This window comes from Zoogloea sp., from assembly GCF_030157465.1.
Classification (GTDB): domain Bacteria; phylum Pseudomonadota; class Gammaproteobacteria; order Burkholderiales; family Rhodocyclaceae; genus Zoogloea.
In genome coordinates this window covers 1-15,545 of the sequence record NZ_JAOAUU010000135.1, presented here as the reverse complement: position 1 = coordinate 15,545, position 15,545 = coordinate 1, and the positions used below count along the sequence as shown (strand labels likewise).

Annotated in this window: 13 protein-coding genes; 4 read left to right on the top strand and 9 right to left on the bottom strand. The window is 62.8% G+C overall.

Features of this window, described 5'->3' with window-relative positions; all coding sequences use genetic code 11:
* Nucleotides 1–25: 25 nt before the first annotated feature.
* From Q1W26_RS16095 to Q1W26_RS16065, 7 genes are all read right to left on the bottom strand, one after another.
* Complete coding sequence (locus tag Q1W26_RS16095; protein ID WP_300442312.1) at nt 26–1,675, bottom strand: CDP-glycerol glycerophosphotransferase family protein; 1,650 nt, start codon at nt 1,673–1,675, stop codon at nt 26–28.
* Complete coding sequence (locus tag Q1W26_RS16090) at nt 1,662–2,765, bottom strand: DegT/DnrJ/EryC1/StrS family aminotransferase (protein WP_300442310.1); 1,104 nt, start codon at nt 2,763–2,765, stop codon at nt 1,662–1,664. The genes Q1W26_RS16095 and Q1W26_RS16090 overlap by 14 nt, the downstream gene beginning before the upstream one ends.
* On the bottom strand, nt 2,762–3,178 hold the full coding sequence (locus Q1W26_RS16085) for an FdtA/QdtA family cupin domain-containing protein (RefSeq protein WP_300442308.1): 417 nt from the start codon (nt 3,176–3,178) through the stop codon (nt 2,762–2,764). Before Q1W26_RS16085 ends, Q1W26_RS16090 begins: the two co-directional genes overlap by 4 nt.
* Nucleotides 3,179–3,238: 60 nt before the next feature.
* The gene (locus tag Q1W26_RS16080; protein WP_300442307.1) at nt 3,239–3,994 is read right to left on the bottom strand and encodes a hypothetical protein; all 756 of its coding nucleotides are present in this window, start codon (nt 3,992–3,994) and stop codon (nt 3,239–3,241) included.
* A gap of 69 nt (nt 3,995–4,063) precedes the next feature.
* Complete coding sequence (locus Q1W26_RS16075) at nt 4,064–6,058, bottom strand: glycosyltransferase family 61 protein (protein WP_300442306.1); 1,995 nt, start codon at nt 6,056–6,058, stop codon at nt 4,064–4,066.
* Complete coding sequence (locus tag Q1W26_RS16070) at nt 6,048–6,794, bottom strand: ABC transporter ATP-binding protein (protein ID WP_300442305.1); 747 nt, start codon at nt 6,792–6,794, stop codon at nt 6,048–6,050. The genes Q1W26_RS16075 and Q1W26_RS16070 overlap by 11 nt, the downstream gene beginning before the upstream one ends.
* Before the next feature lie 6 nt (nt 6,795–6,800).
* A complete protein-coding gene (locus Q1W26_RS16065) occupies nt 6,801–7,589 on the bottom strand; it encodes an ABC transporter permease (RefSeq protein WP_300442303.1) in 789 nt (262 codons plus the stop codon).
* 341 nt (nt 7,590–7,930) lie between these two features.
* Here Q1W26_RS16065 and mnmC point away from each other — a divergent pair, with 341 nt between their 5' ends.
* The 3 genes from mnmC to Q1W26_RS16050 all read left to right on the top strand — a co-directional run bounded on the left by mnmC (nt 7,931) and on the right by Q1W26_RS16050 (nt 11,967).
* Nucleotides 7,931–9,442: an FAD-dependent 5-carboxymethylaminomethyl-2-thiouridine(34) oxidoreductase MnmC gene (gene mnmC / locus Q1W26_RS16060; RefSeq protein ID WP_300442301.1), complete on the top strand. Its 1,512-nt coding sequence runs from the start codon at nt 7,931–7,933 to the stop codon at nt 9,440–9,442.
* A 284-nt stretch (nt 9,443–9,726) separates the two neighbouring features.
* On the top strand, nt 9,727–10,515 hold the full coding sequence (locus Q1W26_RS16055) for a glycine zipper 2TM domain-containing protein (RefSeq protein WP_300442300.1): 789 nt from the start codon (nt 9,727–9,729) through the stop codon (nt 10,513–10,515).
* Nucleotides 10,516–10,701: 186 nt separating this feature from the next.
* Complete coding sequence (locus Q1W26_RS16050) at nt 10,702–11,967, top strand: hypothetical protein (RefSeq protein WP_300442298.1); 1,266 nt, start codon at nt 10,702–10,704, stop codon at nt 11,965–11,967.
* 24 nt (nt 11,968–11,991) lie between these two features.
* On the opposite strand, the gene gltX is transcribed toward Q1W26_RS16050, so the two are convergent.
* Nucleotides 11,992–13,389 (bottom strand): glutamate--tRNA ligase, encoded by a 1,398-nt coding sequence (gltX, locus tag Q1W26_RS16045; protein ID WP_300442297.1) that lies wholly within the window; start codon nt 13,387–13,389, stop codon nt 11,992–11,994.
* Between the two features lie 495 nt (nt 13,390–13,884).
* Between gltX and Q1W26_RS16040 the strand changes: the two genes are divergently transcribed.
* Nucleotides 13,885–15,048, top strand: coding sequence for a hypothetical protein (locus tag Q1W26_RS16040; RefSeq protein ID WP_300442295.1), 1,164 nt, complete (start codon nt 13,885–13,887; stop codon nt 15,046–15,048).
* 155 nt (nt 15,049–15,203) lie between these two features.
* On the opposite strand, the gene Q1W26_RS16035 is transcribed toward Q1W26_RS16040, so the two are convergent.
* On the bottom strand, nt 15,204–15,542 hold the full coding sequence (locus tag Q1W26_RS16035; RefSeq protein ID WP_300442452.1) for a P-II family nitrogen regulator: 339 nt from the start codon (nt 15,540–15,542) through the stop codon (nt 15,204–15,206).
* Between the last annotated feature and the right edge of the window lie 3 nt (nt 15,543–15,545).

Here is a 15,545-nt window from a genome sequence, read left to right as displayed (position 1 = left end):
GCCGATCGTCGGCACCGCGGCCCGGTCAGTCACGATTATCAAGAATAAGCTCCAGACGCAGCAATGCGTCCGCCGCCACATTTGCCGAAAACCCGAAATGGGGAGCGAAATAAGTCTTACGGAGCATCTTGCGAACGGGCGCCTGAGCCACCCAATGGGCAGAGTCCGCCAGCAGGCCGGCGATCGCACCTTCCCCAGAGCGCACCTCGCCCAGATATTGCCGAATATGGAGATCAGGTGACTCCGGCCCCGTCAGTGGATCGCTCTCGGCTCCGGGCACGTCCAGAAGAATGAGACGTTTGTCGGCATAAATGCCGGCGAGGGGCGGCCCGCCGTAGTCGAAAAGCATGTAATCGGCCAGTTGATAAAGCCCCAGGTTGTCGCTCGAATCGCAGATCAGGTGAGTGAAACGGTGCTTTCGCAACGCACTCACCCGCTCCGGCTCGCTTTCGGACATGAGCGGGTGAAGCTTGACGACCACGTTGTAATGCTCGGTCAGTGCACTGATTTCCGTGTCGAACAAACCGACGGACGACAGGCTCTTCCAAGTGGGAAGCCAGACTACAGTCTCGCGCGACAGGTCGCAGTCAAAACGGGTATACAGCTCGGAGGCCGTGATCTGCTCGTTGAAAAAGCGGTCAAACCGCGGATAGCCCATCTGCAGCACAACTGCATCGGTGCTCGCGGTAAAGGCAGCCGCATGGTGCGGGCCAAAACACAGAATCAGATCGTAGAGGGAATTCCAGGCGGACAGGTTCCAGCCCGATTTTCCCGCTGCATACATGAAACGAACGTTTTGCCGGGCCAGGCGCTGGATCAACGGGGGCTCTCCGCCCTCGACCGGGTGGTTGGACACCAGGTAGTGGTAACGCCGGCGCTCCCGCAGCACGTCCTCACTGCAACTCACGCCGCAATGCCAGCGTTTGAGGGCCTCACGCCCCAGCGCTTCTGAAACGCCGTGCAACACCACGTCGAAACTCCCGCCGGGCAGTTGATCCCACACCGGGGCGAAATGGTTGATCAACTCCAGGCTCTGCAACAGGAAGGCCAAGCGGTGCACCGCACCGCCAGCCCGCCGCCCTGCCGTCGGCTCACATGCCAGCGGCGGCCTTTCGACAGCAGATGACGGCCCCACCACGGACACCCCCCGCAGCGATCGGACAGTCAACTGGGCCGTGCTCAATACCGTGTCGAGTTGCTTCTGGGCTTGCGCAAGACCGGCAGACAACACAGTCAGATCCGAGCGGAGCGGCAGCGCAGCGAGACTCTCGTCGAGAGCATCGATACGTCCATCAACGCGCCCGAGAGCCTGCCCAAGTCCCTCCAGGGACGTCCCGACGTCATTCAGGCGCTCGCCATGAGCCTCAAGCTGCGTCGCCAGAACCGTCCGTAGCGCGCGCTCGTCAGCATTCTCTTCGTCAAGCCTCCGGACAGCCTCGCCGACGATCGCCGGAAGCACCTGCAGCTTTTCCAGTTCGTGCGCCAACCCCAGCACTTCAACGCTGGAAGCGCGGGATGTAATCTCCGCGCGCACTTGCACAAGGTCTTCGTCCAGCTCGCGTCGGGCCACCGCGAGGGCATCGAGCTGATTCTGCAGCAGGTCGAACCGGGCCGAAACGGCATTCAGCCCGGTCAACACCCCCCGCAGCCGACGAAAACGTTCACGCAGCCCCATCAAAGCTCAGCAGCGCGCTCACCACCTGATCCACCTCGTCGTCCCCCAGTACCGGCGACATCGGCAAGCTGATGACTTCGCCGGCCAGCTGGTCTGCGAGGGGCAGATGGGCGCCGGCAAACGCCTGGTAGCAGGCCTGGCGGTGGGGCGGGATCGGGTAATGAATGACAGTGGCGATGCGCATCCGGTCCAGGTGGGCACGCAAGGCATCCCGGTTGCGGCTGCGGATCACATACAGGTGCCACACCGGATCAGCGTACTCCGGAACAAAGGGAAGCTCGACCCCGGAGCCGGCCAGCATCCGGTCATAGCGTGCCGCAATTGCCTTGCGGCGTCCGTTCCACTGGTCGAGCACGCCCAGCTTGACCCTCAACAGCGCAGCCTGAACCTCGTCGAGGCGGCTGTTGTATCCGGCCACATCGTGCTGATACTTGACCTGGGAACCGTAGTTGCGCAGCCGCTTCACTTTTTCCGCGATGGCGTCATCGCTGGTCAGCACGGCACCACCGTCGCCGAGGGCTCCGAGGTTCTTGCCCGGATAGAAGCTGGTCCCGGCCGCATGACCGAGAGAGCCGGCGCGGCGCCCCTTGTAAAGGGCACCCTGGGCCTGGGCCGCATCCTCGATCACGACGAGGCCATGCTTGCGGGCCAGTTCGTTGATCGGGTCCATGTCAGCCGTCTGACCGTACAGGTGCACCGGCATGATGGCCTTCGTGCGGCTGGTAATGGCCGCGGCAATGGCAGGCGCCTCGATATTGTGAGTCAGCGGGTTGGGCTCGACTGGAACCGGCGTGGCGCCACATTCGGAAACCGCCAGCCAGGTCGCGATGAACGTGTTGGAAGGCACGATAACCTCGTCGCCCGGCCCCACGTCGTAGGCGCGCAGCAGAAGGTGAAGGGCCTCCAGGCCGTTGCCGACTCCGATGCAGTGCTTGACGCCACAGTACGCAGCAAACTCGGCCTCGAAGGCCTCGAGCTCCGGCCCCATGATGAACCAGCCGGAATCGAGAACGCGCTTGAATGCCTCGTCGAGCGCCCCCCTGATCTCCCGATGCACCAGCCCGAGGTCCAGAAAGGGAACAGATTTCATTTGATCACCTTCAATGCGTCAGCAACAAACTCGGCATGCTGGCGGTAGTAGTCGAGTTCGTCGTAATAGTCGGACGCGAGCACCATGCAGACGGCCCCGGAAGAGAAGTTGTCGATCTCCCGCCAGATCATCGGGCACACGTAGAGGCCGTAGTAACTGCGGTTCATGTGAACGGTCTTCTTCGACTGCCCGTCGTCGAGGTGGATGTCGAAGGAGCCGGACATCGCGATGATCAGCTGATGGAGCGCCTTGTGGGCGTGCCCGCCCCGCTCGGCGCCACCCGGAACATCGTAAAGGTAATAGACCCGGTTGATGCCGAAGGGAATATGGCGATTCGCTTCAACAAAGGTCAGGTTCCCGCGCGGGTCGTTAATGCGGGGAAGTTCAAGAATGGTGCAGTCGTGAACGCTCATGGAAACTCCAGATTGCGCCCCGGCCGGAAAGCCGGATCCGGGCGCGTCGAAAAATAGGGCTTATTCCTGCCCGGATGCGGGAATGCGGCTCAGCCACTCCTTGACCACATCCTCGGGGTAGCCCCTTGAAAAATGAGTTGTCCAGGGATATGCGCTACGCCCGGAACCATCCTTGAGCTTGATCTTGTCGGTTGGGCACAAAAACCTGGCAGGGCTGCCGCCAACCACTGTGTGCGCCTCCACGTCACGGCTCACGGAGCTGTGGGCGGCGACAAGGGAATGCTCGCCGACCTGCACACCGGGCAGGATGATGGACATGGTCGCAATCACCGCATGATCATGGATCTCACATCCCACGCAGGTATCGCTGGGAGGATGGGGATCATTGGTCAGCACGACGTACGGAAAGATCCAGACGAAGTTGTGGATCTTCGATTCGTGTCCGATATGCACATTGCTGTGGGTGCGGACATAATCGCCGATCTCGCAATGCCCCTGGATGTCTCCCAGCGTACCGATCTGAAGGTTCTTGCCCGCGGTGGTGAGCTCCCGCACGGTGACCCGGTGGCCAGTGGTCAGGCGCTCGCCGAAAGTGGAACCCTCGTAAAAAACGCTGTGGGAGCGGATCAGGGAGCCCCGACCGATCACCAGGGCACGCCCACCGGCAAGAGCGCTCGGATGTCCGATCTCGCAGTGGCTTTCGATCACCGTATCGGCCCCGATGACCACATTGTCGTGAATGATGGAGAATGGGCCGACCCTGACATTGACGCCAATTTGCGCCAGAGGCGAAACGATTGCGGTGGGATGAATCATTCTTTCAACTCCATTCAAAAGCTTGCTTGGTGACGCGCCCCCACGCCGAACAGCGGGGCTTGAAGATCGTCACAGGGACTTGAGGACGTCGTCGACCGAAACCCGGAAATCACTGTGAATCCCGTGAGTGCTCCCCGGATCGGCCTCTCCCAGTACGTAGCGGACAACATTACCCGAAGCCGCGGCGATATTCTGCCAATACCAATAGCTGGTATCCGCATAGCGGGAAATGAAGATGCTGATGCGCGCACCCGGAGGACAGAAAATGATGTTCGCCACGGCTGCGCCGGTTGAGGCAACGACCACCTTCGCTCCGGAAAAAAGCTGGACCTGCTGCAGGAAGGACAGCTTTTCCGGCTCGATCACGGAAAATCCGCGCGCGACCATTGCCCGTTCGATCTCACCGGAGTTGATGACCTTTCTGACACCCGAATTGCGCCTCAGATAGATTTTCTCGGGCCATTTCGGCGACGGGAAAGTCGCCGCAACATCAACCAGCATCTGCCGCATCCGCCCCATTGCCACCGGACTGAATAGACCGTGAGAGTGCCCGGAAAGGCGCGTGGTCCGTCGCTCGAAAGGCACGTAGCCTGCGTTCGAGGTAAGGTACAACTCGTCGACGGTAATTGCCCGGCCAATGGGCAATGTGATGATTCGCCGCTCTCCCCGGGTAATCAGCAGCAGGGACTCCATCAGGTTGCGATGCAGTCCGTCATTGACGATCAGCGGAACATCGGCAAAGCGCTCATCGCTGCAGAACATGACCACTCGGGAGAAAACCTCGGTCAGCCAGTGGGCGTAATTGGGCGCACAGGCATCCACAAACACGCCGGCACGGGGCAGGTGCTCCGGATCATTGTCATGGGACAACCAGCGCACCCGACGATTCTTCGGGTCGATCGAGGTCCGGCCGTGCAGTTCCTCCGACGTGTAATCGCGCTCGAAATTGTAGAGGTTGTGACAAATCACCTCCCCATTGACCAGAACCAGGTTGGTGCCACCGTAAACCGTGGCATCAGGCACCGTGGTGACGAATATCTCGGGAAACACGTAGCTGTCGTGGGGTGAGACGAGTACGGCACGGCTCTTCTCAGGAAACGCCACCGGAATCGGGGTCTCCACCTTCGACGGCGCGGCCAGCACAACTTTTTGCCCGGCCTCAGACCTTGCAGAGTACTCCACGATATCCGTGAGGGGACGCCAGCGCTGGGCCTCGCGACGGAACACCAGAGGCGCGACGCGATTTGCATAGACCGGATACCCCCGCTGCCACAACCAGATGGCAGCCGAGCGAACTGGCGGATAGTGCTTGAGACGCTCCACGTAGAACTTCCCGAGCGAGGATCTGCGCAGGTCGCTCAATGTCCCCTGCCCCCTGCCCTCGGAGGCGCGCACCGTCAGGACATACGCCGGATCCTGAACTGCCAGCGCCTCCCCAATCCCGATATCCGACTGCCACGCCACAACATCAAGGGAAAAGTCCTGCTCGATCTTCGCGGACAACAGCGACGGCTCGATCTCGGGCCCGACGACATCCACATAGCGCACGAATGCCTTCACGGCATCCCAGGCCCGCCGCGCAAGCAGGCTTAGAAGATATTCACGCAGCGCCTCGCGCTCTCCGCACAGACGATCGAAAAAAGCCGTCTCGAGTTTGCCGGCAATGGCGTGGCGATCCTGGAACGATTTCGTCTCGACCATTTCGACCACAAAGCTCTCTGCCATCGTCTCCGACAGAGCCGCCAGGCGGTCACACAGCCCGGCGAGATCGCCATATAGCTGGCAGGCAATACTCCAGCGCTCGGCCAGCGCTGCGCGTGCCTTGGCCCGCGCCTTGGATTTGGATTTGGTCTTGGATCTGGCCCTGGCGCCCGCGTCAGAAGCCTCCCTGCTTGCAGCGCTCATGGCGGTCATGGAGAGAGAGAGCTCCTCCAGCGATCGCGCTTCTGCAACCAGCTGTTGCCCCAGGCCGCGCATCCGGGCATTCAGCTCTTCGAGCCGTTGCTGCACAGCGTCGGCCGCGTCGGCATGGCCCGACGACTTCAGCGGACGATCATCCTGCATGGGTATTCAATCCGAGGTATTGGTCAATCACAACGTCCGGCGCCCCATCCAGGACAACCCGCCCGTGATCCATCCAGACGACCCGATTACAAAGGGATTTGACGAGATGATGATCATGGGAAACCATGATCATGATGTTGGCCCTGTCGATCATCTCGAACATGCGGGTGGTCGCTCGCGCCATGAAGGCGGCATCTCCACCAGCAAAGATCTCGTCGAGAACGAGGATGTCGGGATGCACCGCGGTGGCCAGGGAAAAAGCCAGGCGCATGTACATCCCGGTCGAATAGTATTTGACCGGTGTATCGATGAACTCTTCGAGTTCGGCAAATGCAATCACCTCCGGCTCGATCGCTCGCAACTGCAGATCGGTATAGCCAAGGATCGCGCCGTTCAGATAGATATTTTCCCGCCCGGTGAATTCGGGATGAAAGCCCGCTCCGATCTCCAGCAACGGAGCAAGGCGGCCGTCCACAGTCACCCGACCGTCGGACGACTCATAGACTCGACACAAAGCCTTCAGCAAAGTGCTCTTGCCGGCCCCGTTGTGTCCGACGATGCCGACCCGGTCACCCGAATTGAACTCCAGGGAAACATCCTTTACCGCCCAGAAATCCGAATAGGCCGACTGCCGGTTACCGCGAAAAAGGTTGGCGACGTAATCCTTTAATGAAGGAGACCTGTCGTGATAGATGCGGAACTTGATGGACAGCTTATCAACAATGATTTTCGACATGAGGGGTCAAAGCCGGAAAACGACTTTCTTCTCCTGTCCAAGGAGCACAACCAGCCCCAGAATGATGGAAACGATGGAGATCAGCGACGCATGAAGAATCACATCATCCGAAGGCATCTTCGCCTGGAAAAGCGGAGCCCGGAAAAGCTCGATAAAGGGCACGACCGGATTCAACGCCACCAGGTTTGAAACCCCGCCGGAAAGAACGTCTTTTTTATAGAGAACCGGCGTCAGGAAAAAGAGTCCCTGCATGGCAATCTGGATCACGTACTGCAAATCACGGAAAAAGACCGTAGCCACCGAGAAGACCAAACCGACTCCAAACGAAAATAGAAAGAGCAGGATATAGGCAACAGGCACAAAAAACAGCGCCGTGCTGACCTTGCCTCCCACCGCCAGAATAATTGCGAAAAGAGCAAAAAACGACAGGATGCTGTCGATGAAAACCCCAAGCGAAACGCTGAGCGGAAACAGTATTTTGGGAATGTATATCTTCTTTATCAAGCCTTCATTGTTTATGAAGGCCCCGCCGGACTGGACGACAATCGAATTGAAGCAGTTCCAGGGAATCATCCCGGCAAAAAGGAAGATGGCGAAGACTTTCACGTCTTCCTTGAAGATGGTGGCAAAGACCATCGCCATCACCGACATCATCAACAATGGGTTGACGAGGGTCCACAGGTACCCGAGAACGGTTCGCCTGTAACGCAGTATCAACTGCTGCCGGACCAGCCGCCCGAGAACAGACCGACTGGCATAAACCTCTGCTGCAAGTCTTGTCAGCTTACTAATCATTCAGCGGTACGTAGCACTTGTCTGAAAAACCGGAAACCGTGATGAAAACACGGGGAAACGACACATTTTAAGCAATAATATTTGCTGGATGATTTCGGACTGCTGTTGCAGCCTCAGGGCGAAATAGGGTGGAAAGTCTATCCCATGCAGAGCAACTCAGTCCAGCCGGCTGACCTCCTCAGCACGGCAGCCATATTCACTCGGAATACCCAAAGGCTTCACTCTGCAAGGAATTGCAGCACCGGCCTCGGCAGGGCAAACTGCCAATCGCCGCGCCAGATAAGCCGCTACGACACATCGATCAGGTACCCAGCCCTCGTCCCACCCCTGCTCTCAGCCAAATGTCTCCCCAACCCGTCATGACCCCGCCCGCGCCCTGCGTGGCAAGCAGATCCTCATGCGACGCCATCCTTCCACCGGCTGGCGGTGGCGGCAAGCATTCAGCTGACGTTGCGCAATATCGGAAAAACCCTGTTTTTCTTGAGCGTTGCCTCGCCCGGAGACTCGCCGCGCCTGATCTCAAGCCACTCGACACGCTCCTGAGCATCCAGAAAAACGATTCGTCGCACCGGGCACAGTCGCACGCAATCCCGCCCGTCCCGTCCCCGTACCGCACCGACGAGCTTCCCGACGATTTAGCCGGCAAGGTCCGGCCGGCCACACGCCCCCCCACCGCCCTCGTCATCGGCGCCGGCGTCGCCGGCACCTCCGTCGCCGAGCGGCTCGCCGCCCGTGGCTGGCAGATCACCGTGATCGACGAGGCGCCCGGCCCCGGCCACGGCGCGTCCGGCAACAAGGCCGGCGTGTTCCGCCCGCTGCCCAGTCTCGACGACAACCGGCTCGCCCGCATCACCCGGGCGGGCTTTCTTTACGGGCTTCGGCACTTCGAAGCACTGGCCGCCGCCGGGCACCCGGTGCGCTGGTCGCAATGCGGCGTGCTGCACCTTGGCCGCGACGCCAGGCAGGAGGGCAAGATGCGCGCAGTCGTCGACGCCCACCAGCCGCCTGAAGACTATCTGCGTTTCGTGACCAAGGATGAAGCGACAACAATCTGTGGCTGGCCGGTTGAAACGGGAGGCTGGTGGTTCCCGAGCGGTGGCTGGATCCAGCCGCCGAGCCTGTGCGCTGCCAATCTGGCCGCCGGCGGGGCCGCCATCACGACCCGTTTCGACACCAAGCTCGACCGGCTGGAGCGCATTGGCGCCGAGTGGGTCGCTTTCGCCCCGGACGACACCGAGATCGCCCGTGCGGCGGTGGCGATCCTCGCCAACGGCGTCGGCATCCGCGCCCTGCCGCTGGCTGCGGCCTTGCCGGTGCGTCCGGCACGCGGCCAGGTCTCGCACCTGCCAGCCACGCCCGGCAGCGCGCCGAAGGTGGTGGTGTGCCGCCTGGGCTACGTGAGCCCCGAGGTGGACGGCATGCGCTGCGCCGGCGCCACCTTCATCGCCGACGACGACGGTACCGAACTGCGCGTAGAGGAACACCGCGAAAACCTCGCCAAGCTCGATTTCATCCTGCCCGGCTACGCTGCGCCCTATGATCCGGCCCATCTCGAAGGCCGGGTCGGCTTCCGCCCGGCCTCGCCCGACCGCCTGCCGATGATCGGCGCCGTGCCGGCCGTCGCCCAGACCGAAAAGACCACGCCGCTCGCCGATATCCCGCGCCAGCCGGGCCTTTACGCGGTGTCCGGTTTTGGCGCCCGCGGCCTGGTGTGGGCCAGCCTGGCAGGCGAGCTGCTGGCCAGCCAGATCAACGGCGATCCGCTGCCCCTCGAGTCTGAGCTGGTGGATGCCATGGACCCGGCCCGCTACCTGCTCAAACCGCCCCGCCCCAGCGCAGGCAGCGAGGAATAAACGCCGCCACTCGGCCATTGTGTGATGGGCATTCACCGTTGCGTCGGTTGCAGGCGCATTGTTGTGGCTTTAGTGGGGGCGACTTCATCGCCCATCCGCACGTTGAATCACAGGCAAGCCGTTGATCAAAGTCCGCGGGCGACTGAAGTCGCCCCTACAGGGCCCCTTCATCACACAGGGTGCATCGTCGGGTTCGCTGAGAGAGCCTTTTGTAAGGGGCGATTGCAGGCGTCTCCCTGGAGCGACCTGGCGCGTTAAGCTTTTCACCCTTCAAGGAGAAAAGCATGAGCACCACCCCCAGCCGTACTGCCCTGCACCCCATGCTCTGGGTTGCAGCCGCATCCGTAACCGCGCTCAGCCTGGCCGGTGTGGCAAAGCTCACCGGCCTGCTGCCCGAATCCGGCAGCGCTGCGCCGCAGAGTTCAGCCGTCACTGGCACCGCGGCCCCCGAACCCGTTGCGCCGACCAGACTGGCCGCCGCCGAACCGGCCGAGCCCGGGGCCCCGGCCCTCAAGGCCGAACACCACGAACCGGCCCCGGCGGCAAAGCACACACCGGTCCGCCCCAAACCTGCCGCAACCCCCGCCGTGGCGAAGGGCAACCCGCCGCCGGTCGATGCCGTGCCCGCCCCACGGGATGCGCAGCCGCCCACCGACCACACCGCCCGCCGCGTTGCCGATGCCCCGCCCGCAGCGCCCATCTGCCGTGACTGCGGCGTGATCGAGAACATCGAGGCCATCCAGCAGAAGGGCGAAGGCTCAGGCCTCGGCGCCGTGGGTGGCGCCATCCTCGGCGGCGTGCTCGGCCATCAGGTCGGCGAAGGCTCGGGCAAGCAGATCGCCCGGATCGGCGGCGCCGTGCTCGGCGGTTTTGCCGGCAACGAAGCCGAACGCCGTTACCGCACGATCAGCCACTACCGGATTACCGTGCGCCTCGACGACGGCACCCGCCGGGTCGTCGAACAACAAAGCGCACCGGCCTGGCACGAGGGTGATGCGGTGCGGATTCGCAACGGCGAGATCGTGCCCCGCCAGGCCCAGGGCTCAGGCAGCCAGCAGCCGGCAAACTTCTAACGCCGGCGCGTATTGCGCCTCCTGAACACCGGACAAGGAGCTTGTTGCACGCTCAAGGCGCAGCAAGCCCCTTGCGCTGCCGGATGGCAGCTTTGCGTAACTGAGGCGCCTGTCTATTCTTGAAAGTGAGCCGGGCGGGGTCGGTCGATTCCCCTGCTCCAACGCACCTTTCAGGAAGACACCTTGATGACTTCGTTTCTGCCGCTTCTCGAGGCGTTTCTGGCGCTCGCACTGACGATGCTCGTCCTGACCACTGGCGTATCGTCCCTGTCGGGCACTTGGCAGCGCGCCCTGCGCGCCCGGGCACGGGGTTTGCGGGACTTGCTGCAAAGCCTGTTTACGCTGGCGCTGAAGGAAAGACTGAGCGCGCAAAACCTGCCGGCAGACGCGGACGCGCTGCGCCGCTTTGTGGGCGAAATGAGCCTGCAGCCGGCCAGGCTCGCGGAGATCGCTGCCAAGCCGGACGATGCACAGGCCGCCGCGTACCGTGCGCGGCTTCCCGACCAGGGAATCGTGGCCGCCCCACACGCCGCGGCCACCAGCTGGCTCGCCGGGCTGTGGCCGCGGCTGTCTTACGAATGGAAAGTCTGGTCGTCCCTGAGCGACACCCTCGACACCCTGAGCGAGGATGAATTCAAGACCCGCTTCAGCGCATCCAGCGCCGGAAGATCCCTGGCAGCCAAAATGGAAAACGCAGTGGATGCCGCGGGCTTCGAGGCCAGCCTGCAAAAACTGTACGAGCAGTTCATCGCCTACGGTCACGCCGCGACCGAAGATTTTTCACGCATCGCCCGGCGGCACAGCCTGGTGTTTGCCGCCATGCTGGCCTTCGGCGCCAACATCGACGCCTTCAACCTGCTTGAAACCTATCTCGCCCAGCCGGCCCTGCGGGGCGCGATCATCGCCAAATACGAGAGCTCGGCCAAGACCGGGGCTGCCGATCCGCAAACGGCCGACGCCCCCGCCACCAACGCGTCCCCTTCCCGGAAGATCGACGAGCTGGAAAAACTCCTGCTCAGCGCGGCGCCGGGCAAAAAAGATGAAATCGAAGCCAAGGCCCGCGAGGCGAGGGACGCCATCCAGGCCACCGAAAGCGCCTACGCCGACACCCGCCAGGTGCTCACCCACGCCACCACCACTTTCCCGGCCGGGTGGGATCGCTACCCCGGCTGCGACACCGGCAACACGGATCCGCGCTGCAGCGCATTGCTGGCGCTGGCGCCCGGGCACCCAGAAGCGTCATGGGCCGGCGGCAGCGCCTTGAGTGCGCTCGGCAACGACACCAGCCGCGCCCTGCGCTGGCTGTTCGGCGTGATCCTGAGCGTCGTGATGCTCGGGCTCGGCGCGCCGTTCTGGATTCAGACCATCAACGGCCTGCTCCGCGCGCGGGATCTGGTGCGCGGCGGCAACCAGGCCGGCGACGGAACCCGCCCGCCGGCCACAACCAACTGAAGCGCCCCGGCCGCGCTCAGAAACTTACAGCGCGCGGTCGATGCGGCCGAGCACCAGTTCGCGGCCCATCGTTTCCAGCACGGCGTCGATGGCCGGCGTTTGCGGCTGGCCAAGCAGAACCACGCGCAGCGGAATCGCCACCTGCGGCATCTTCATGCCGTGGGCGGTGCAGGTTTCCTTGATCGCCGCCGACAGCGCAGCCTTCTCCCACGCCACCTCGGCCAGCTTGCCGCGCAGGCTTGCCAGCGCCGTGCGGGCCGCGTCGGTGAGATGCTGGGCGATGACTTCCGGCGCCGGGTGAAGATCGATATAGAACGGCTCGGCGGCGTCGGCCAGCTCGTTCAGCGTCGCAACGCGGTCCTTGTACAGCGCGATGATCGTTTCAAGCCGGGGGCCGGCTTCCGGGTCCACCTCGCGGCGGGCCAGCCGGCGCGACACATCGGCGGCCAGCCGGGCGTTGTCGGTCTGCTTGATGTAGTGGGCGTTGAGCCAGTTGAGCTTTTCGGTGTTGAACTGGGCGGCCGACGGGGTGATGTGATCCAGGTCGAACCATTCAACCAGCTGCGCACGGGTAAAGATTTCGTCATCGCCGTGGCTCCAGCCCAGGCGCGCCAGGTAGTTGATGACGGCCTCCGGCAGGTAACCGTCGTCATCGTACTGGGTGACGCTCACCGCGCCGTGGCGCTTGGAAAGCTTCTGGCCGTCGTCGCCAAGGATCATCGACAGGTGGGCGTATTGCGGCACCACGGCCCCCAGCGCCTTGAGGATGTTGATCTGGCGCGGGGTGTTGTTCACGTGGTCGTCGCCGCGGATCACCTGGGTGATGCCCATGTCCCAGTCATCCACGCACACGCAGAAGTTGTAGGTGGGCGTGCCGTCGGCGCGGGCGATGATCAGATCATCCATCTCGGCGTTGGCGATCTCGATGCGGCCTTTCACCAGGTCGTCCCACGCCACCACGCCCTCAAGCGGGTTCTTGAAGCGGATCACCGGCGAAACGCCAGCCGGCGGCGCGGGCAGCACCTTGCCCGCCTCGGGGCGCCAGCGGCCGTCGTAGCGGGGTTTTTCACCGCGGGCGCGCTGGGCTTCGCGCAGCGCGTCGAGCTCGTCCGGCGGCATGTAGCACGGGTAGGCCGTGCCGGCGGCCAGCATTTCCTGGATCACCGCCTTGTAACGGTCCATGCGCTGCATCTGGTAGAACGGGCCTTCGTCCCAGTTCAGGTCGAGCCAGTTCATGCCGTCGAGAATCGCCTGCACGGCCTCGGGCGTGGAACGGGCCACATCGGTGTCCTCGATGCGCAGGATGAACTGGCCGCCATGGCGCCGGGCGTAGGCCCACGAGAACAGCGCCGTGCGCGCCCCCCCGATGTGCAGGTAGCCGGTGGGGCTGGGGGCGAAACGGGTGCGGACGATAGAGGCCATGGCGAAAATCCGGAAAAGCGTAAAACCCGGCATTTTACGCAAACGCAGCCCTCCCCGCCTGTTCGCAACGCCCCGCCGCCTACCGGGCGCGATCGCCCTTGAAGTTGTCCTGCCCCTCGACTAGCATGCAGTACATGCCCTGCGAATATCCGCGAGCACTGAAGCCTGCACAGCCGACCCAAAAAAGGATTCGAATGAATGCCCGTCAGGCGCTCCACCTGTGCATGAATGTCACCGCGGGCCTGTGCGCGCTGGCCCTTGCCGCCTGCGCAAGCGTGCGTATCGAATCCGGGCCAGACCAGGTCAGGGTAGAGCAGCACTGGGGCGTGCTGGCCATAACCGTCGATGACCCGGCGAAATCCTACGTTGCCAAGGTCGAATCGCTTGGCGTCGTGAGTACGCCCTTCGGCTGGAGCGCCGGACTTTCCCGGCAAAGCTGGGCCGCCCTGGGCCCGGAATGCCGGCTGGTCATCTGGGTCAGCCAGCCGGAACACCTTGAAACCGCCCGCCGACTGGCCGATCCAAAAGGCGGCATCTGCATCGCAGCGCCCCAACAGCCCCCGAGAGGAGAAAAACACCATGAAACCCAGCCCGAATCTCCTGCTGCTCTTCCCGGTACTCGGCCTTAGCGCCTGCGCCACCTCGGGCAGCCCGCTGATCTTCGGCGAGGCGGTGAACTTCGGCGTTACGGCCAACGTTGGCGCAGACAGCCAGGGCTTCGACTTCACGCTGGGCTATAAGGACAAAAACCTCGCCATCGTGCCGGTGGCGATCGTTACCGACGACAAGGTGAGCAGAATTCAGTCCTACCACACCAAATGCACCAAGCGACACGACGCCCTGTCGGTGTTCGGGCAATTCACCAGCCAGGGAAACTGGCCCATGCTGAGCACCGAGCCGGAAAAAAGGGGCGCCATCAAGCTGGACCGTTTTTTTGCCACCGGGCTGGCTGCCGCGAATCTGGCCGATGGCTACCGAAAAGGCATGCAGGCTGAACCGTGCACGCCAAAGGCCGGCTCGACGAGCTGTGCGGACAAGGATGCCAGCGAGAAAGACTGCGAAAAAGACAACACCAGAGACAACACCAGACTTGCCGCAACATCGTCCGCCGCGCCGACGACGGCCGGGCCTGCCACCTCGGCCAAGGCACCCGCAGCAAGCGCCCCGGACGCCGGGCCGCCGGCGAGCGAGCCCGAGAGAAAAGTCATCCGCATGTACTTCGGCCAGAGCAACACCATAGGGATCGGCATCAGCGTGCAGACGGCCGTAGCCGAACAGGGGCCGAGCTTTACCCTGGGCTACTCCGGTCGCAGCATTGCCTACATTCCCACCCAGGCGCCCAGCAAGGGGGGCAAGGCCAGGCTGATCAACGGGGGCGGAAGCGAGGACAACAACGATAACGCGGAAAAAGATGCCCTGTCGGTCTTCGGTCAGTTCAAGGCCCAGACCGGGACCAACTCCATCGATTTCGGCCTGGGTCGCTTCTTCAGCACCGGGCTCGCCGCGCGCAACCTGGCGGATGGCTTTGGAAGCCTCGCGACCAGGCAGATCAGGGACGAGATCGCCGACCAGAACGAAAAACGCGTTGCCGCAAAAGCCGGGGCGCCCGCCAGACCCGACAAGGCGAACGAAGCAGCCGCTGGCAACAAGCGGGAGTAGACCGGTGCGGCGGGCAACCCGCGGCAGCCTGAGCACCATCAGGACCGCACTCAAACTCCCGGTGAAAGCCATAAAAAAATCCGGAACCTGATTGGGGTTCCGGATTTTTAATGGTGCATCTTCAAGGATGCAACGAGGTCAAAAACCTCGCGAACTCAAACCGCTGATTCGTTGGTCTCGCCGGTGCGGATGCGAACGACCTGTTCGACGTCCATCACGAAAATCTTGCCGTCGCCGATCTTGCCAGTGCGGGCAGCCTTGATGATGGCCTCGACGGCCTGCTCGACCACGTCACCGTTCACCACGACTTCGATCTTGATCTTGGGCAGGAAGTCCACGACGTATTCGGCGCCGCGGTACAGCTCGGTGTGGCCTTTTTGACGGCCAAACCCCTTCACTTCCGTCACCGTCAGGCCGGTGATACCGACTTCGGACAGGGCCTCGCGCACTTCGTCCAGCTTGAAGGGCTTGATCACGGCTTCGATTTTCTTCATCTG